This window comes from Streptosporangium sp. NPDC002524, assembly GCF_040295985.1.
In the GTDB taxonomy this organism is placed as follows: domain Bacteria; phylum Actinomycetota; class Actinomycetes; order Streptosporangiales; family Streptosporangiaceae; genus Streptosporangium.
This window is the reverse complement of the sequence record NZ_JBEOWK010000001.1, coordinates 584,625-601,942: the sequence shown is the minus strand read 5'-3', so window position 1 is coordinate 601,942 and position 17,318 is coordinate 584,625. Positions and strand designations below refer to the sequence as shown.

13 protein-coding genes are annotated in these 17,318 nt (G+C 71.6%); 7 read left to right on the top strand and 6 right to left on the bottom strand.

Annotated features, from left to right (window positions below):
* Positions 1-596 precede the first annotated feature (596 nt).
* The gene (locus ABT053_RS02510) at positions 597-1,940 is read left to right on the top strand and encodes a glycoside hydrolase family 6 protein (protein ID WP_350967030.1); all 1,344 of its coding nucleotides are present in this window, start codon (positions 597-599) and stop codon (positions 1,938-1,940) included.
* Positions 1,941-2,072: 132 nt separating this feature from the next.
* Here ABT053_RS02510 and ABT053_RS02505 read toward each other — a convergent pair whose 3' ends face one another.
* On the bottom strand, positions 2,073-2,576 hold the full coding sequence (locus ABT053_RS02505; RefSeq protein ID WP_350967029.1) for a MarR family winged helix-turn-helix transcriptional regulator: 504 nt from the start codon (positions 2,574-2,576) through the stop codon (positions 2,073-2,075).
* 79 nt (positions 2,577-2,655) lie between these two features.
* Between ABT053_RS02505 and ABT053_RS02500 the strand changes: the two genes are divergently transcribed.
* Together ABT053_RS02500 and ABT053_RS02495 are read left to right on the top strand one after the other, a co-directional pair.
* A complete protein-coding gene (locus ABT053_RS02500) occupies positions 2,656-3,078 on the top strand; it encodes a DoxX family protein (RefSeq protein ID WP_350967028.1) in 423 nt (140 codons plus the stop codon).
* Between the two features lie 248 nt (positions 3,079-3,326).
* Positions 3,327-4,145 carry a hypothetical protein gene (locus ABT053_RS02495; protein WP_350967027.1) on the top strand — a complete coding sequence of 273 codons (819 nt, stop codon included), beginning with the start codon at positions 3,327-3,329 and terminating at the stop codon, positions 4,143-4,145.
* Here ABT053_RS02495 and ABT053_RS02490 read toward each other — a convergent pair.
* The 3 genes from ABT053_RS02490 to fxsA form a co-directional block, all read right to left on the bottom strand.
* A complete protein-coding gene (locus ABT053_RS02490; RefSeq protein WP_350967026.1) occupies positions 4,081-6,066 on the bottom strand; it encodes an nSTAND1 domain-containing NTPase in 1,986 nt (661 codons plus the stop codon). The two genes, ABT053_RS02495 and ABT053_RS02490, sit on opposite strands and share 65 nt — an antisense overlap.
* Positions 6,063-6,950 (bottom strand): SIR2 family NAD-dependent protein deacylase, encoded by an 888-nt coding sequence (locus tag ABT053_RS02485; protein ID WP_350967025.1) that lies wholly within the window; start codon positions 6,948-6,950, stop codon positions 6,063-6,065. Before ABT053_RS02485 ends, ABT053_RS02490 begins: the two co-directional genes overlap by 4 nt.
* 77 nt (positions 6,951-7,027) lie before the next feature.
* Entirely contained in the window at positions 7,028-7,207 is a 180-nt protein-coding gene (gene fxsA, locus ABT053_RS02480) for an FxSxx-COOH cyclophane-containing RiPP peptide (RefSeq protein ID WP_350967024.1), read from the bottom strand.
* Between fxsA and ABT053_RS02475 the strand changes: the two genes are divergently transcribed.
* On the top strand, positions 7,118-7,303 hold the full coding sequence (locus ABT053_RS02475) for a hypothetical protein (protein WP_350967110.1): 186 nt from the start codon (positions 7,118-7,120) through the stop codon (positions 7,301-7,303). The genes fxsA and ABT053_RS02475 overlap by 90 nt on opposite strands.
* A 160-nt stretch (positions 7,304-7,463) precedes the next feature.
* On the top strand, positions 7,464-10,001 hold the full coding sequence (gene fxsT, locus ABT053_RS02470) for an FxSxx-COOH system tetratricopeptide repeat protein (RefSeq protein WP_350967023.1): 2,538 nt from the start codon (positions 7,464-7,466) through the stop codon (positions 9,999-10,001).
* A gap of 178 nt (positions 10,002-10,179) precedes the next feature.
* On the opposite strand, the gene ABT053_RS02465 is transcribed toward fxsT (ABT053_RS02470), so the two are convergent.
* Positions 10,180-11,496, bottom strand: coding sequence for an HEXXH motif domain-containing protein (locus ABT053_RS02465; protein ID WP_350967022.1), 1,317 nt, complete (start codon positions 11,494-11,496; stop codon positions 10,180-10,182).
* A 554-nt stretch (positions 11,497-12,050) separates the two neighbouring features.
* Between ABT053_RS02465 and ABT053_RS02460 the strand changes: the two genes are divergently transcribed.
* Together ABT053_RS02460 and ABT053_RS02455 are read left to right on the top strand one after the other, a co-directional pair.
* Positions 12,051-13,226, top strand: a complete 1,176-nt coding sequence (locus tag ABT053_RS02460) for an FxsB family cyclophane-forming radical SAM/SPASM peptide maturase (protein WP_350967021.1) — start codon at positions 12,051-12,053, stop codon at positions 13,224-13,226.
* Positions 13,223-14,533, top strand: coding sequence for an HEXXH motif domain-containing protein (locus tag ABT053_RS02455; RefSeq protein ID WP_350967020.1), 1,311 nt, complete (start codon positions 13,223-13,225; stop codon positions 14,531-14,533). The genes ABT053_RS02460 and ABT053_RS02455 overlap by 4 nt, the downstream gene beginning before the upstream one ends.
* 166 nt (positions 14,534-14,699) lie before the next feature.
* Here the strand turns inward: ABT053_RS02455 and fxsT (ABT053_RS02450) are convergent, their stop codons facing one another.
* On the bottom strand, positions 14,700-17,231 hold the full coding sequence (gene fxsT, locus ABT053_RS02450) for an FxSxx-COOH system tetratricopeptide repeat protein (RefSeq protein ID WP_350967019.1): 2,532 nt from the start codon (positions 17,229-17,231) through the stop codon (positions 14,700-14,702).
* Between the last annotated feature and the right edge of the window lie 87 nt (positions 17,232-17,318).

Here is a 17,318-nt window from a genome sequence, read left to right as displayed (position 1 = left end):
CGACCGGTCGGGGGCGCCGCGAGGGTGGGGGGAGGTCTCAGATGCCCGGATCATAGAAGATCAGGGTTCCAGACCCCGGGCCTCCAGACCATGCCCTCCGGGAACGGAAAGCGCCGGGGCCGCAAGGCTTCGAGACGGCGGGGCCGGGGACCGCGAGGCCCGGGAACGGTGGTGGGATCGGGGACCGCGAGGCCCGAGAACGGCGGCGGGCCTGGAACCGGACGACTCCGGAACGGCGGGGCCGGGGGTCACGCGGCTCCGGGACGGCGGGGCCAGGAGTCACGCGGCTCCGGGACGGCGGGGCCAGGAGTCACGCGGCTCCGGGACGGTTTCGGCCGGGGTGTCGCCGTCCCCGCAGGCTTTCCCACCGAACGACAGGATCGCCGCGCCGTCCCGCGGGCTCCTCCCCGCAGGGTGGCAGGACCACCCCGCCCGTGCCGGAGGGACCCGACGTGGTGAAACTTTCAGCGGACGCCGAGGGCGTTCGCACAGGTCAGCGTGTCCCGGTGTGAGGCGGCGCCGGTGCCGACTACGTCCGGGAGGGGTGTGACACCTATGGTGGGAGCGCTCCCACACCTCCTTTAAGGAGCCGATCCATGCCAAGAAGATCGATCCTGGCCACGCTCTGCGCGGCTCTGGTGATCGTGTCAGGTGCCGCGGTCGCCGTCGCCTCCGGCGCGTCCGCCGCCGACTCACCCTTCTACGTCGACCCGGAGACCAGCGCCGCCAGGTGGGTCGCGGCCAATCCCGGAGACTCCAGGACCCCGGTCATCCGCGACCGGATCGCCGCCGTGCCGCAGGCCCGGTGGTTCACCACCACCAACACCTCCGCCGTACGCGGCCAGGTGTCGTCGTTCGTCGGGGCGGCGGCGGCAGCGGGCAAGATCCCGATCCTCGTCGTCTACAACATCCCCAACCGCGACTGCAGCGGCGCCAGCACGGGCGGCGCGCCCAACCACACCGTCTACCGGCAGTGGATCGACGAGCTGGCGGCCGGTCTCCAGGGACGTCCGGCGACGATCGTCCTGGAGCCCGACGTGCTCCCGATCATGACCAACTGCATGAACTCCTCCCAGCAGCAGGAGACCAACGCCTCCATGGCGTACGCGGGCAAGAAGCTGAGGGCCGCCTCGTCCTCGGCCAGGGTCTATTTCGACATCGGGCACTCGGGATGGCTGTCGCCCTCGGAGGCCGCCTCCCGCCTGAACGCCGCGGACGTGGCGAACAGCGCGGACGGCATCGCCCTGAACGTCTCCAACTACCGGTGGAGCTCCACCGAGATCGCGTACGCCAAGAACATCATCTCCGCCACCGGCGTCTCCCGGCTGCGCGCGGTGATCGACACCAGCCGCAACGGCAACGGCCCGCAGGGCAGCGAGTGGTGCGACCCGGGCGGCCGGGCGATCGGCACGCCGAGCACCAACGTCACCGGCGACGCGGCGATCGACGCCTTCCTGTGGATCAAACTGCCGGGCGAGGCCGACGGCTGCATCGCCGGGGCCGGGCAGTTCGTCCCGCAGCGCGCCTACGACCTGGCCATGGCGGCCCCGCCCGGCCCGAACCCCACACCCACCCCGACGCCCACCGTGACCCCGACCCCGAACCCGACGCCCACCCCGACCCCGGGCGTGGGCAGGGCCTGCACGGCCGCCTACAAGCTGGTCGGCTCCTGGCAGGGCGGCTTCCAGGCCGAGGTGAGCGTGCGGAGCAGCGGCACCGCGGCCGTCACGGGCTGGACGGTGCGCTGGTCCTTCCCCGGCAACCAGACCGTCACCCAGCTCTGGAACGGCCAGCACACCCAGAGCGGCGCGAGCGTCTCGGTGCGGAACGTCTCCCACAACGGCAACCTCTCCCCGGGCGCCTCGGCAACCTTCGGGTTCACCGGTAACTGGTCCGGGAGCAACGGCGCGCCCTCCTCGGTCAGCTGCACCGCCGCCTGACCCGGCGGTGCGGCCGTGATCCGGTACGGCTCGCGCGGTATGCCCCCCGCGCGAGCCGTACCGGATTCTTCCGTCTTCCCCGCGACCGCGTGGCGGAAGGGGAGAACCGGTCCTGCGGGCACTTCCCGCGCGTTACCCTGGGCTTTTGCCCGGCGGGCGGGCCCGCAGCGGGCCCGCCGGCGCCGCCTCCATGGCCGCGGTGGCCTTCGTCATGATCTGCCGCATCGTCTCGACCTCCTCGGGGGTGAGCCGGTCGATCAGGAAGGCGCGCACGACGGCCACGTGTCCCGGCGCGGTCCGCTCCAGGCAGCGCACGCCCTCCTCGGTGAGCACGGCCAGCACGCCCCGTTCGTCCGACGGGCACGCCGCCCGCGTGACGAGCCCCCTCCGCTCCAGCTGCCCGATCTGGTAGGTGAGGCCGCTCTTCGACACGATCAGCCGGTTGGCCAGCTCGGTCATCCGCATCTGCCCGCCGGGCTCCTGGGAGAGCTTCGCCAGGATCTCGTACTGGGCGTGGGTCAGGCCCGAGTCGGTTTTCAGCTGGTCTTCGACACGGCGCTCCAGAAGGTGCGTCGCGGCCACATAGGCCACCCACGCGGCCATCTCGCTCTCATTGAGCCATTTCGTGTCGCTCACCGGAACATTGTACGGCTTGTTCAAATTTGAACTAACCGCTATGGTTTTGGTACAAATTCGAATGACAAGAGGAGTCATCATGCTTGACCAGGTACGGCCCTACGCCCTGTTGCTGGCGAGGATCGCCCTCGGCGTGATCTTCCTGGTCCACGGCGCGCAGAAGTTCCTGACGATGGGACTGGCCCAGACCACCGCGTTCTTCGAGTCCTCGGGTATCCCGCTCGCGGCCGTCGCCGCACCGGCGGTCGCCGTCCTGGAGGTCGTCGGCGGCATCGCCCTCATCCTGGGCGCGGCCCTGCCCGTGTTCGGCCTCCTGCTCGTGCTCGACATGCTCGGCGCCATCTTCTTCGTCCACCTCGCCAACGGCTTCTCGGCGGGGGAGGGCGGTTACGAGTTCGTCCTCGCGCTCGCCGCGGGCACCCTGGCCGTCGCCTTCAGCGGCGGCGGGGCCCTCGCCGTCGACACCCTCTGGCAGCGCCGCCGCCAGCCGGCCGCCGTCTAGCAGACCACCGGTCCGAGCGGTCCGAGCGGTCCGAGCGGTCCGAGCGGTCCGAACGGGCAGGGCGGGCAGGGCGGGCACAGGTCAAGCCGGGCCGAGCGGGCAGGCCGGAGGCCGGGAGCACGGATGCCGGGCCTTTCCGAAAGGGAGGGCCCGGCCGACCGGAATTCACGAGATCGAGCATTACGAGATTCCACCCCGGACAATGGGCATAGCTGTTCTCGACAGCGCCCGAAGAGCTGGGGGTCGGTGTGCGTTGGCTACGGAGAATCGGCACGGATCTCAAGGCCCGGCAGCATATCGACGCGTACGCCCTCACGGTCGTCGTATTCGCCTTCGCGTTTCTCTCGATTTTCAGCGACACGCTGGACGAGAACCTCAGATGGGCCGTCCTGTTCTCCGGGCTCGGGCTGCTCCTCTACCGGCTCACCCTGCCCGAGGAGCTCGCCGAGCCGCACGCGGGCCTGCTGCACGACCGTTCCGTGTACGACGTGGTGCCGCTGTCGTCGCTGCTCGCGCAGGCGCGCGACGTGCGCGTGTTCGCGCCGTCCGCGGTCAACCTGCTGTCGGCGCAGACCTGCGAGCTCATGCGCAACACCGTGCTCGCCCGGGAGAGGGGAAACGTCAGGATCGTCGTTCTCGACCCCCTGGAGAAGGCGGCGGTGCGGCTGACCGCGAGGCAGCTGGACGATTCGATCGAGTTTCCCGTCCAGCGGCTCCCCGCCGCGCTGGACAGCACGATGGAACGCCTCCGGCTGATGAGCGAATGGAGAACGGCGGGCGAGTTCGAATACCGCCTGCTTTCCTACAACCCGGGATTCAGTCTCGTGCTCGTCGACCCGGAGACCCCCAGGGGCCGGGTCATCGTGGAGATCCACGGTTTCCACAACGCGTCGACCTCCTCGCGCATGCACCTGGAGCTGACCCGGGGGCGCGACGAGCGCTGGTTCGCCTACTGGCTGAACCAGTTCGACCACATGTGGGAGGCGGCGAGGCGCGACGAGGTCACGCCGTCCTCCGCAGGAGCTCCTCCGCCTGCTTCCGCAGATGCGGCGGAAGCCCAGGAGTGACCGCGCCGAGCGCCCGCGAGGCGAGCCCCTCCGACGCCGCGGCCCCTCCCAGCAGGGCGTGGACGCGCGCGGCCCGCACCAGGACGGGACCGCTGTCGGACTCCTCGGCGAGCGCGTCGAGGATCTCCTGGCGGGCGGCGTCGAACCGCCGCTCCAGGGCGAGGGCCAGCGCCCTGGCGGCGATCGTGCCCGGCCGCTGGTGCCTGCGTACGAGATCCAGGTCGCGCAGGGCCTCCGCGGCCTTCCCGAGGTCGGCCAGGATCTCGCCGCGCAGCGCGAGCGCCTCGGCGGGAGGCTCGTCCGCGAGCGCCACGGCCCCGTTGAGCAGGGCGAGGGCGGCGCGCGGCTGCCCCAGGTGCCACAGGGCCTGCCCGAGCGCCAGGTGCGCGGGCAGGTCGTTGGGAACCCAGGAGAGCGCGGCGCGCAGCCGGTCGACCGCCCTGTCGTAGTGTCCCTGCGACAGCCAGAGCCGTCCCTCGCCGGTCAGCGCGGAGGCCACCCCGTTGAACCGCTGGAGCGTCGCGAACATGCCCGCCGCCTCCTCGAAGCGGCCCAGCGCGGTCTCCGCCTCGCCCCCCGCCGCCGCCACCTCTCCCAGGATCAGCAGGGCCTCGGCGCTCACCCAGGTCTCGCCGCTCCCCGAGGCGCGGACGGCCTCCTCCGCGAGCCCGCGGGCCGTCTCCCAGTTGTGCCCGGCCAGGGCGAGCCGCGCGTCGCCGAGGTAGGCCGCCGGGTGCCGCGCCTGGCGCACCGAGCCGATGAGGCGGTCGTGCTGCAGCTCGTACCAGCGGATCCCGAGCCGGTGCTCGCCCCGCAGGATGTGGGAGTCCTCCAGCGCCTTGGCGACGGCGTTCGGCATGCCGGCCGTCTCGTGCAGGCCCTCGTAGACGGTGTTGCGCGTCCCGTGCTCGGTGACGAAGGTCCTGCGCAGCCAGGAGCGGATCTCGCTCGACGTGACACCGGACTCGGCCGAGACGCGCGCGAGCATCCGGTCGCAGAAGCCGGTGAGGAAGCGGTCGACGTTCACGTGCAGGTTCACGTGCTCCACGCTGATCTCCCGGAGGCCGGGGGGCAGCGACTCCCACAGCGCGGAGCAGACGACCTGCAGCTGGACCGGCTCCACCGTGTTCAGGGTCAGCGTGGTGGTCTGTCCCTCGTCGTTGGAGATCGGGACGGTGCGCAGGTCGTCGACGAGCCGTTCGGCGGCACCGGGGGCGAAGGACCGGCCGGTGCCCCCGAGCGGCCTCGTGGTGGCGTCGAGCGCCGCGGCGCGGCTGAGCGGCGGCAGCTGGAACCGGGCCCGCGAGCCCCGGCCCAGCGGGCGCTCGTGCGGCAGCACGGAGGCCAGGTACTCCTCGCGCAGCGACAGCAGCAGGTGGAGGCCGTCGTGGTCCTCCACCGCCCTCGCCAGCTGGCGCAGGAGCCCGTGGCGTTCCTCCTCCCGGTCGAGCGGGCCGCCGAACAGCTCCTCCGCCTGGTCGACGGCGACCAGGACAGGCACGGGGTCGCCGTACCGGTCGAGGCGTTCCGGGCGTTCGGCGAGGAAGTCCGAGACCGTCATCCCGGCGAGCGCGGGCAGCGGCCGCTCGGGCGCCCAGGCCGACAGCAGCGCCAGCACGTAGGGGTTGCCGGTCACCCTCGGGCGCAGCGAGGTGATGCCCCGGGGCGACACGCGGGCGATGGGCAGGACGTCGGCGCGCTCGGGCTCGACGCGCGGCAGGACGCCCGCGTGCAGCAGGGACGTCTTGCCCACCCCCGACGCCCCGAACAGCACGGTGAGGCCCGTGGCCTGCCAGATGGTGGCGATGTCGCGGGCCTCGCGCTCCCGCCCGAAGAACAGCGCGTGCTCGCTCCGGTCGTAGGGGCGCAGTCCCACGTACGGCCGGATGGTCCCGTCGCCGTCGCGGGTCGCGGTCGTCATGACGTCCGTCCCATTCTCCGCCGGAGCTCCGCGCAGAACTCCGAGGCGGTCCCCAGGAAGATCGAGATGTTCCAGCGGTCGAGATAGTGGGTGATGTAGCGCCTGGCCTTCTCCTCGGCGCCCCGGGCGTCGCCCGCCGCCCCGTTGACCTCGGGCATGAGCTGCACGCTCACGTGCCGCCGCTTGTTGCTGCGGGGCGTGTTGCGCACCAGGCCGTGGAACAGCACCCGGAACGTCCAGTCCTGCAGGCTGTAGCCCACGAACAGCAGCGGCCGGGTGGTCATCGCCCGCAGGATCGGGGTCGGCAGCGGATGCCGCCCGTCGGTCGCGACGGCGTCCACCATGTTGACGAGGTACGTCAGGTAGTCGGCCTCGGTGAGCACCAGCGACGCGGGCTCCGCCCAGCTGCCGTGCAGGTGGTAGACGACGGGCCGCCGCACCGTCGGCTCCGGCAGGACGGGGGCCGCGGCCGGGTCGGTGTCCCACCAGGGGGAGACGGCCACGTGGGGCTCCTTGCCCTCCGCCCGCAACGCCCCGGCCAGGAAGTCGTCGTAGTTCGTCGTGAGGAAGGTCGTCACCGGGAAACCGGCGAGCAGCCGGTGCGGCTCCCCGGGATCGCCCGCCGGAGGCCGCCCGTGCGAGCGCAGGTGGCCGCAGACCGTCTCCTTGAGGTCGACCGGGTCGCGCACCACGGCCTCGCCGTACTGCATCACGCGGGCCAGGTCGCCGGCGTCGGCGAACGGGTAGCCGTAGCGGAGGGCGTACCGGTTGCTGAGGACGGTGCCGGTGGGAAGGGTGCCGGCACAGGCTCCCGCTCCGAGGAAAGGGGCGCAGTCGCCCCTGCCGAGCTGGTCGATCAGACGTTCCCAGTCGACATCGTCCATGGGCCACCCTGGTCATCAGGAAACAGTCCCTTATAGGACTCTATTTCCCGTCATGACTGCGCGAAAGTCAAGATCTTTCATATGGCCGATGTGAATCCGGCGGCCGGTCCGGCACTATCGTCCTCGAGTATCCGCCTTAATGCGCGTTTAAGGTGGGGACTATCTATGTGATCAAGGTCGCTCAAACTCAGCCCGGTAACGTCGATGAGATTGCTCCCGATGGAATCGACCTCGTCTGCGACGACTTCCTCGCCCATGCGGACTCCCCTGCCCGTGGCCCGGTTCACGCGAGCCACTCGCGCCGCGCGCACCACTTACACCATCATCTTTCCACCTTCACCGAGCACTTCTAACCCAGCGTATCCGGTTATCTTGGCATCACAAAGATAGAAAATGATTCACGTCTTATCCTTCGTTTGGTATGCCGCCATGAGAGTCTGACTTTCCCGTCCATGCATCCGCTCCGGCCGGGAGTCTAGGCTGGACGACAATCGGGCGAGTGGAGGCGGTCGCGTGTCCATTTCAGGGCCTTCGGGAATTCCCCGGCCACCGGGACGCCAGCCCCGGATCTGGGGCAAGGTCCCGCAGCAGAACAAGAATTTCACCGGGCGCGAAGATCTCCTCGACAAGCTGCACACCGGGGTCACCTCCGAGGTCACCGCAGTGGTGCCGCACGCCCTCCACGGTTTCGGCGGCGTCGGCAAGACCCACGTCGCGATCGAGTACGCCCACCGCTTCCGGCACGAGTACGACCTGGTCTGGTGGATCCCCGCCGACCAGCCCATCCTGGTGCGCTCGTCGCTGGCCGCGCTCGCCCCGCACCTGGGCGTGGCCTCCTCGGCCACGATGGGGGTGGAGGAGGCCTCCAGGGCCGTGCTCGACGCCCTGCGCCGCGGCGAGCCGTACTCCCGGTGGCTGCTCGTCTTCGACAACGCCGAGCAGCCCGAGGACATCAACGAGATCGTCCCGCGAGGCCCGGGACACGTCCTGATCACCTCGCGCAACCACGCCTGGCAGAGCGTGGTCGACACCCTGCCCGTCGACGTCTTCACCCGGGCGGAGAGCATCGCGTTCCTCAGCAAGCGCGTGCCGAGGTCGACCACCCCCGACGACAGGAACCGGCTGGCCGAGCAGCTCGGCGACCTGCCGCTCGCCCTGGAGCAGGCGGGAGCCCTGCAGACCGAGACGGGGATGTCCGTCGGCCAGTACCTCCACCTGCTGGAGGAGCAGACCGTCCAGCTGCTCGACGCCAACAAGGCGTCCGACTACCCGCTGTCCATGACCGCGGCGTGGTCGCTGTCGGTGTCCCAGCTCAAGTCGAAGCTGCCCGAGGCCGTGAAGCTCCTGCGCTGCTGCGCCTTCTTCGGCCCCGACCCGATCCCCCGCGACGTCTTCGGGATCCTTCCCGCGGAGTTCGTGCCGGAGTCGCGTCTCGGCCCGCTCCTCGCCGACCCGATCCTGCTGAGCAAGGCCATCAGGGAGCTGGGGCGCTACGCCCTCGTGCGGATCGACTCCGAGAACCGGACCATCCAGGTGCACCGGCTGGTCCAGGCGCTCCTGCGTGACGAGCTGAGCGAGGAGGACCACCTGTCCTTCCGCAGGGAGGTCCATCTCCTGCTGGCGGCGGCGACGCCCGGTCTGCCCGACGACAACGGCTCCTGGCCACGGTACGGCGAGCTGCTCAGTCACGTGCGGCCCTCCCTGGTGGAGGAGAGCCGGGATCCCCGCATCCGCCGGTTCGCCCTCGACGTCGTCCGCTACCTCTACTCGTCGGGCAACTACCAGTCGGCCGTCGACCTCGTGGGGAGCTTCATCCGGAGGTGGCGGGAGGACAGCGGCCCCGACGACCGGGACGTGCTCTCCGCGCAGCGGCACCTCGGCATCGTCCTGCGGGAGTTCGGCGACTACCGGGCCTCCTTCGAGCTCAACCGCGACACCCTGGCCCGGATGCGGGCGGTCCTCGGGCACGACCACGAGGAGACCCTCCTGCTCGTCAACAGCCACGGCGCTGACATGAGGATGCGCGGAGACTTCGCGGCCGCGCTGGAGCACGACAGGGAGTCGCTGCGCCGGCACGAGGAGGCGTTCGGCCCCGACCACCGCCGGACGCTGCGCGCGATGAACAACCTCTCCGTCGACTACATGCTGCTCGGCGACTACCGGCAGGCGTTCGAGCTGCAGAAGGTGCTCTACACGAAGCAGCACTCCTCGGTCTCCAGGTCGAGTTCGCTGGTCATGCTGGCCTCACGAAACGGCCTGGCCCGCATCGTCAGGCTCAGGGGCGACTACTCCGAGGCCTGCGACCTCGGCGAGGACGCCTACGAGTTCGGGGTGCAGGAGCTGGGGCCCGACCATCCGTGGACGCTGCGGGTGGCCAAGGACCTGTCCATCGCCAAGCGCAGGGCGGGGCTCGTCGACGAGGCGTTCGAGATCGCCCAGCGGACGTACGAGCGCCAGGACCGCATCTTCGGCCGCGACCACCACGACACGCTCGCCGCGGCCCTGTGCCTGGCCAACGCCCAGCGCACCAGGGGGGAGATCGCCGAGGCGCTGGAGCTGCTCCGCGACACCGCGGCCCGCTACCCGCGCAGGTACGGCGACGAGCACCCCTTCACGTTCGGCTGCGACATGAACCTGGCGCTGCTCCTGCGGGTCAACGGGGAGATCGAGGACGCCAACCGGTACGACCGGAAATCCCTGGAGGGTTTCGACCGCACGCTCGGCCGCGAGCACCACTACTCGCTCACCTGCGCGATCAACCTCGCCAGCGACCTCGCCGCCAGGGGAGACGTCCTGCGGGCCAGGGAGCTGGGTCAGGAGACCCTCGGCCAGCTGCGGGAACTCCTGGGGGTGGACCACCCCCTCACCCTGGCCGGCGCGAACAACCTGGTCATCGACCTGCGCGCGGAGGGCGCCGGGGAGGAGGCGGGGCTGCTGGAGGCCGACACCTTCGAGCGCTACCGGCGGGTGCTCGGCGACGACCATCCCGACACGAAGGTCGCGCTGAGGAGCGAGCGGCTCGACTTCGACTTCGACCCGCCCGCCCTGTGACCGCGCGAACGCCGCGCCCCGGGCGCCGCCCGTCGCGCGTCGTGTCCCGCCGGACCGTCTGAGACGCCCGCGCCGCCCGTGCCCCGGGCGTCGGCCGTCGTGCTCCGCGCCCCGCCGGACCGTCTCCTGGATCGGACGGCTCGTGGCACCCGCTGGATCGGAGGCCGCGCTCCGGGCGCTAGCCGTTGCGTTCCAGCCAGCGCGCGCGGTGCTCGTCCGCGCGCTCGCGGCCCAGGGCCCGCGCGCGGGCGGGCACGCTCTCCAGCGCCCAGTCGTCGAGGCGCCGCGCCATCCCGGCCGCGAAACTCTCACCGGCGGGGGTGAGCCGCCCGCTGCCGAGGAGGGTGCCGGTGACGAGGCGCGAGGCCTCGCGCCACCGGAAGAACTCCGCGCTCGCGCGCAGGGCGGTCTCCCCCGACTCCAGGGCGCGCTGGCGCCGCCAGAAGCCCGTCACGCCCAGGAAGGCGTACGCCCCCTGGAGCAGCCCCGGCACGGGGCGGGGGTCGTCGCGCCAGGGCGCGTAGTGGCGGGCCCCGTCGTCGGGGAGGGTGAGGGGGACGAGGTCGAGCAGGGCCGAGAGCTTCGCGTGCTGTGTCTCGTGCGTCAGCGTGACCGCGAGCGAGGACGCGTCCGGCGGGGCCGACAGGGCCACGCAGCCGAAGGTCTCCCGTGACGACGAGCTCGCCAGGCCCCTGGGCGGCGCGACCAGCGGGGTGAGGACCGTGATCGCCGTGGACACCTCCTCGGCCACGGTCCGGTGGTGGCGCACCAGCAGGTCCCAGGCCGCGCGCAGCGTCGATTGCCAGCGCTCGATCTCGGCCCCGCCGAGCCGGCCGCCGATGTTGGCCGTCTCCGGCATCCGGTAGGGGTCGAGGTCGTCGACGACCAGGCGGAGCGGGATGCCGCCCGCCTCGGCGGACAGCGAGCGCAGGCCCCGCCACCCCGGCGCGTCCAGGCGCGGGTCGCCGGGGACCCGGACGACCGTCCGGTCCGCGGTGACCTCGGCGCCCTCGGCGGCGCACTCGACCGTGGCCCAGGAGACGGCCGGTGACAGGACCGCCTGCCCCAGCGACGGCAGCGTGACCACCCCCTCCACCGCGGGCACGTCGACGTCGCAGGCCGTACGGGAGTGGATCGCCGCCGCGGCGGCGAGCGCCGAGAGCTGTCCCGGCGCCGCGCGGGTGTCGCCCGCGTGGAGCATCCTGATCGTCCGGCGCGCCCAGGCGCCCACCGACGAGTGCCGCAGCACGGTGTCGACGGCGCCGGGGTGGCGGCGCTGGACGGTGGCGAGCAGGTCGTAGGCGCGGCGCGCGGCGGCCGCCTCCGCGTGGCCGGACGCGCGGGCCGTCTCCATCACCCCGCGTACGAGAAGCACGTGCTTGCTGTACTGGGCGGCGGAGAGGCGGCCGACCGCGGGGGCGCCCCCGCCGCCGCGGGCCAGTTCCGAGAACACCTTCACCGGAATCCGGTGCTCGCGCAGATCGATCGCTTTCATCGCGCCCCCTTCGGTCGGGTGGTCCTCCGCCGTGCGGCGGGATCTCGACGCCGCCGGGGCCGTGGACGCGTCCGGCGGCTCTCGCGGCCGTGGCGGGTCTTCCATGGCACGCGCTCCGGACGGCCCCGCCGGGCGGAGTCCGCCATTTCGGTGATATAGCGATATTCGCATGCGAGATCGTGCCCGCCGGAGGCCTCCGCGACGAACCGGAGAAAAGGGGCGGGTCGGCGGCCGGTGACGGCGAGCCCGCCGGAGTCCGGGGTCGGCGGCCAATCGCGCACCGTTGATCAGCCTCCACCTTGGCGCGGTGTTATGTGGGATACCCGAAAGCCTGCTACAGGGTAGATGGAGGGTGATCCCCTTCGCAGTGGAAGAACGCGTCGCACTGTACGACTGTGACGCGCGACTGAAGCAAGCTTTACGAGTTTTAATCTTGACTAACGGCACAAAGTGGTGCGAGATGGGAATGGCGCAAGAGAGGCGTGCCGCATTTGTCAGAGAAGTCGGAACTAAAAATTCTGCCGGCCGAAAACGTGTTTCCGGCCACACTCGATGTGGCCGCACTGCTGGCTTCAGGATGGAGACCTTTCGCCTTCCGGCAGTTCATCCTGAAGATCCACAGCAGATGTGACCTCGCCTGCCGCCACTGCTACATCTACGAGATGGCGGACCAGTCCTGGAAGGCCCAGCCGCGGCGCATGTCCGAGGCGATCGTCCAGCGGACGGCACGGCGCATCGCGGAGCACGCCCTCGCCCACGAGCTGGCGGAGGTGGAGGTCATCCTCCACGGCGGGGAACCGCTCCTGGCCGGGCCGGAACTCATCTCCCACGCCGTGCGCACGATCAGGGGGGCGGCCGCCGACGTTGGGACCCGCGTCCACGTCGGCGTGCAGACCAACGGGCTGCGCCTGGACGAGGCCTACCTGCGCCTCTTCGACAGCCTGGAGATCCGGGTCGGGGTGAGCCTGGACGGCTACGAGGCGGCCCACGACCGGCACAGGCTCTTCGCCGGAGGGCAGGGGAGCCACGCCAGGGTCGCCGCCTCGCTGCGGAGGCTGACGGCCGGGCCCTTCCACCACCTCTTCAGCGGCCTCCTGTGCACGATCGACGTCCGCAACGACCCGCTGGCCACCTACGAGGCGCTCCTGGAGTTCGACCCGCCGGCGGTCGACTTCCTGCTGCCGCACGGCAACTGGCTCACCCCGCCGCCCTTCCGCGACCCCGGCTCGGACGCCACGCCGTACGCCGACTGGATGCTGCCGATCTTCGAGCGCTGGTACGGGGCCGCGGTCGAGGAGACCGAGATCAGGTTCTTCAACGAGATCGTCCGCCTGCTCACCGGCCGCGCCTCCCGTACCGAGGCCATCGGGCTCTCCCCGGCGCGGATGGTCGTCGTCGAGACGGACGGCAGCATCGAGCAGTCGGACATCCTCAAGTCCAGCTACCACGGCGCCCCCGCGACCCTGCTGCACGTCCTGCGCGACTCCTTCGACACCGTGCTCGGGCACCCGTCCATCGTGGCCCGGCAGATCGGCGAGCTCGCGCTGGCGCCGGGGTGCCAGGCCTGCGACATCCGTTCCGTCTGCGGCGGCGGCCTCTACCCGCACCGCTACAGCGAGGCGCGCGGATTCCTCGGTCCCTCCGTCTACTGCCCCGACCTCTACCGGCTCATCGACCACATTCGCGCGCGGCTCGTACGCGACGTCGCCCGGCTGAAGGGAAGCGGATGAGGCTCACCTCGCGTCCGGTGTCCGACGAGACGTTCTCCGCGCTCGCGAAGGGCGGGGGCGGGGCCGGGGCGATGGCCGAGCTGCGCGCGATGCAGGGTCTCAAGAACAGGCTCCTCGTCCGCGCGCTCGTCCTGGAGGCGGAGGAGGCCGGCCACCCCCACGCCGCCCTCTCGGCGCGCGCCTACGACCTCCTGGCCGAGATGGAGGCCCACGAGAGGGAGCGGGTCGAATCGGAGCTGTGCCACCCGGCCGTGGGCGCGTGGGCGCTGCGGACGTACCTCTCGCTCAGGGCCGGCACGGGGGCGAAGGACGATCCCGGCAGGCTGGCCGCCCTCGTCGTCGCGATCGCGGTCAGGGCCCGGATCGCCTGCCGGGTCCGTCTCGCCGTCGAGGAGGACACCGTCGTCCTGCCGGCCCTCGGCAGCCTCACCGTGCCGGCCGGGGTCCGCGGGGTGCTCGACGTCACCGTGCGGCCGGACGCGGACGGGGACGGGGCCGAGCTCGACCTCGGCCGCTCGACGGTCCGCGTCGACCCGCTTCGCGACGGGACCGGCTGGCGGGTCCTGCGCCGGCTGCCGGTGGGGCCCGGCCTCAGCCTCGTCGTCGACGACGCGGACCCCTACCGGTGGCCCGCCGGGCATGTCACCGAGCCGAGGCTGAGCGACTCCCAGGTGGGCCACTGGGCGTCGTGCCTGCATGACGCGTGGCGCGTCCTGACCGCCCGGCACTGGACCGTCGCCGCGGAGCTGACCTCCGGCATCTCGGTGCTCACCCCCATCCACGCGCCGGCCTTCGGGCAGAACAGCGCCACCTCCCGCGAGACGTTCGGGACCGTCGCCCTGTCGGAGCCGCAGCACGGCCTGGGGATGGCCGCGACGTTCGCCCACGAGATCCAGCACGCGAAGCTGACGGCGCTCACCGACATGGTCGACCTGACCCGGCCCGAGGACGGGCGGCGGCACTATGCGCCGTGGCGGAGCGACCCCCGCCCCGTCAACGGGCTGCTGCAGGGGGCGTACGCGTACCTCGGGGTGGCGGGGTTCTGGAGGCGCCAGCACGGCCTGGAGCAGGGGGCCCGCGCCTTTCGCGGTCAGGTCGAGTTCGCGCGCTGGCGGGAGGCGGCGTACCTCGTCACCGGCACGCTCATGTCCAGCGGGGGGCTGAACGAGCGCGGCGAGGAGTTCGTGAAGGCGATGAGGGGCACGCTGGAACGCTGGCTGGACGAGCCGGTGGACCTCGCGGTGGCGGCGCAGGCACGCCGCGAGGCCGGCCAGCACCTCACGAGCTGGCGGCGCAGGAACTCCTGAGCGGGGGGGAGGCGCGGGCACGCGGCGCCTCGCCGGCTGAAGGCGTGGGACTCCCGCCGGCACGCCGCGAGGCCGGCCGGTGCCTCATGAGGCGCGGGGACTCCCGGGCGGGCACGTCGTGAGGCCGACCGGCGCCATGAGAGGTGCGGGAACCCCCGGGGGGCGGTCAGATCGGCGGGGGGTCGAAGTCGCAGTCGATGCGACGGCCCTCGACGGCGCAGCGGGCGTCGGGATGGCCGATCTCCAGCGGCCGTTCGTAGCGCCGCATCGTGTCGGCGTACAGGATCTCGGCCTCCTTCTCCGCGCCCGCCGCCCGCAGGTCGAGGGCGAGGTTGGCGGCGCAGGCCAGGCTGAGGAAGTGGTTCTCGCCGAGGAGGCTACGCATCCTCCCGAGGGTGTCCTCGCCGATCCGGCGGGCCTCGTCGCTCTCTCCCAGGGCCGCGAGGTCGCTCTGCAGGCTGACGGCGCAGCTCAGCGAGTAGTGGTGGTCGCGGCTGACCTTCGTGACCAGGCCCGCCCTGACCTTCTCGTTCAGGGCACGGGCCGTCGCGGCGTCTCCGCGCAGGCGGTGCAGGATCGCGAGGTTGCCGACGCAGGCGTTGGTGTAGGGGTGGTCGAGGCCGTACACCGCCGGGTAGCGGGCGACGGTCCGCTCCGCGATCGCGAACGCCTCGTCGAGGTTCCCGGTCGTGCGCAGGGCGTTGGAGAGGTTGATCGCGGCCGCCATGGTGTCGGGGTGCCCGTCCCCGAACAGCCGCTGGAAGCGGGTGTGCGTGTCGTGCGCGAGCTCCAGGGCCTCGGCGAGCTCCCCGGCCCGCCGCTTCGCGATGGAGAGGTCCTTGGCGGCGAGCAGGGTGTAGTGGTGGTCTAGGGTCAGCTCCTGGACGCCGTAGGCGTAGGCCTCCTCGCCCAGGTCACAGGCCTCGGTGTAGTCGCCGCAGAGCCGCACGGCCCTGGCCAGGCTGTTCCACGACAGCAGCAGGGTGCCCTTGCTGATCCCGTCGACCGCGTCGCTCTGCGCGAGGTAGGTCTCCTGGTGCAGCCTGCGCGCCTCCGCGTAGTCGCTGGTCAGCGCGTAGTCGAGGGCCAGGTTGTACGCCACCCGCAGGGCGGGGGCCGAGGTCGGGTCCGGGCCGGTCAGGTAGGTGGCCCGCGACTCCTGGTCCAGGGTGCGCGCGGCGAGGAAGTCGCCCCGGGCGCGCAGCGAGGCCGCGTAGCCGTTGATCGTCGAGAGGGTCTCGGCGTGCTCGGGGCCGAGGATCTCCTTCATCTTGTCGAGGGTGTCGTGGTCGACCTCGTACGCCGTGGCGTACTGCCCGAGACCTCGCAGGATGTTGCCGAGGTGGCGGTGCGCGACGAGCACGTCCGGGTGGTCGGGGCCGCTGATCTCGGTCCATCTCCCGATGAAGCTCGTGATGAACGAGTGGGCCGACTGGTAGTTGCCCGACCGGTAGAGGTATCGGACCATGCGCATCGCGAACGACCTGGCCCGCGGGTCGGTGCACTCCTCCAGGCCGGAGGGGGCGACGTGGGCGACCAGCTCCTCGAAGCCGCGCCACCTGTCGGTGTCGTCGGGGTCGTGCGGGGCGCTGCCGGCGAGCAGCACGTGGACCTCGTGGCGGATCTCCCGCTGGTCCTTCTCCGGCAGGTCGTCGCGCAGGAGCGCCTGGACCAGGCGGTGGACCTGGATGGTGCGGGTCGCCGGCTCGATCCTGGCCAGGGCGAACCGCCTGAGCTCGCTCAGCGCCGTGGCGAGCAGGATGGGGTCGGACAGGATCGCGCTCAGCCGGGGGACGACGGCCTTGTTGCCCTTGCGGAACACGTCGCGCGGGATCGGCTCCGGCCCGAAGAAGGCGCAGCACCGCAGGACCGTGATCGCCTCCGGGAGGCGGTCCTCCAGGAGCGACACCGACACCTTCCACGCCGCGGTCATCGACAGCGGGTATCCCGGCGCCCGGTTCGCGCCCAGCAGTCGGCTCGCCTGCTCCTCCAGCTGCTCCAGGTATTCGTCGACCGACATGCCGGTCTCGTACTGCAGCGCGCCGGCCTGCTCCAGGGCGAGCGGCAGGTCGCCGAGCTGCTCGGCCAGCCGCGAGGCGTCCTCGTCGGGGACCTCCCTGCGCAGGCGCTTCTTCAGGAACGCCACGCTCTCCTCGCGGGTGAAGACGTCGACCTGGAGGGTCTCGAAGTGGTCCTCCCACTTGGGGTTGCGCGAGGTGATCAGGACGTGGCCGGGCCCGCGCGGGATGAACTCCTCGACCTGCCCCGGCTCCTCGGCGTTGTCGAAGATCAGCAGCCAGCGGCGGTAGGGGTCGCCGCTCTGCAGGGTCCTGCGCACGGCGTCGGCGGCCTCCTCGACGCCGGTGGCCGACACCGGCGGCAGGCCCAGGTGGGGGGCCATCGCGGCCAGGGCGGAGGGCACCAGCACGCGCTGGTCGGCGGGGATCCACCAGACGAGGTCGTAGTGCGAGCGGTAGCGGTGGGCGTACTCGATGGCGAGGTGGGTCTTGCCGACGCCGCCCCACCCCTGCAGGGCCTGGGGCTGGGGGACCACGGCGGTGACGGTGCTGATGCCCTGGCGGAGCTTGAGGAGGAGGTCGTCGCGCCCGGTGAAGTTTCTGTTGCGGGGCGGGACCTTCTCCCAGATCTCGGGCTGCCGTTCGGGAACGGTGTGCGCGGCGTGTGAAAGCTCCACCACCTATGGCCTCCACCCTGTCCAATCCGAAGGATTCTGCCGCCATCCTAGAGCTTGATTCGAGAAGCCGGGCATAACAGAATCAAATAA

What these genes read in the sequence shown, in the direction of transcription:
- fxsA (WP_350967024.1), bottom strand. Translation starts at nt 7,207, where the DNA reads ATGGGCGAGGAAGTCGTCGCAGACGAGGTCGATTCCATCGGGAGCAAT.
- ABT053_RS02510 (WP_350967030.1), top strand. Translation starts at nt 597, where the DNA reads ATGCCAAGAAGATCGATCCTGGCCACGCTCTGCGCGGCTCTGGTGATC.
- ABT053_RS02455 (WP_350967020.1), top strand. Translation starts at nt 13,223, where the DNA reads ATGAGGCTCACCTCGCGTCCGGTGTCCGACGAGACGTTCTCCGCGCTC.
- ABT053_RS02500 (WP_350967028.1), top strand. Translation starts at nt 2,656, where the DNA reads ATGCTTGACCAGGTACGGCCCTACGCCCTGTTGCTGGCGAGGATCGCC.
- ABT053_RS02485 (WP_350967025.1), bottom strand. Translation starts at nt 6,950, where the DNA reads ATGGACGATGTCGACTGGGAACGTCTGATCGACCAGCTCGGCAGGGGC.
- ABT053_RS02465 (WP_350967022.1), bottom strand. Translation starts at nt 11,496, where the DNA reads ATGAAAGCGATCGATCTGCGCGAGCACCGGATTCCGGTGAAGGTGTTC.
- ABT053_RS02490 (WP_350967026.1), bottom strand. Translation starts at nt 6,066, where the DNA reads ATGACGACCGCGACCCGCGACGGCGACGGGACCATCCGGCCGTACGTG.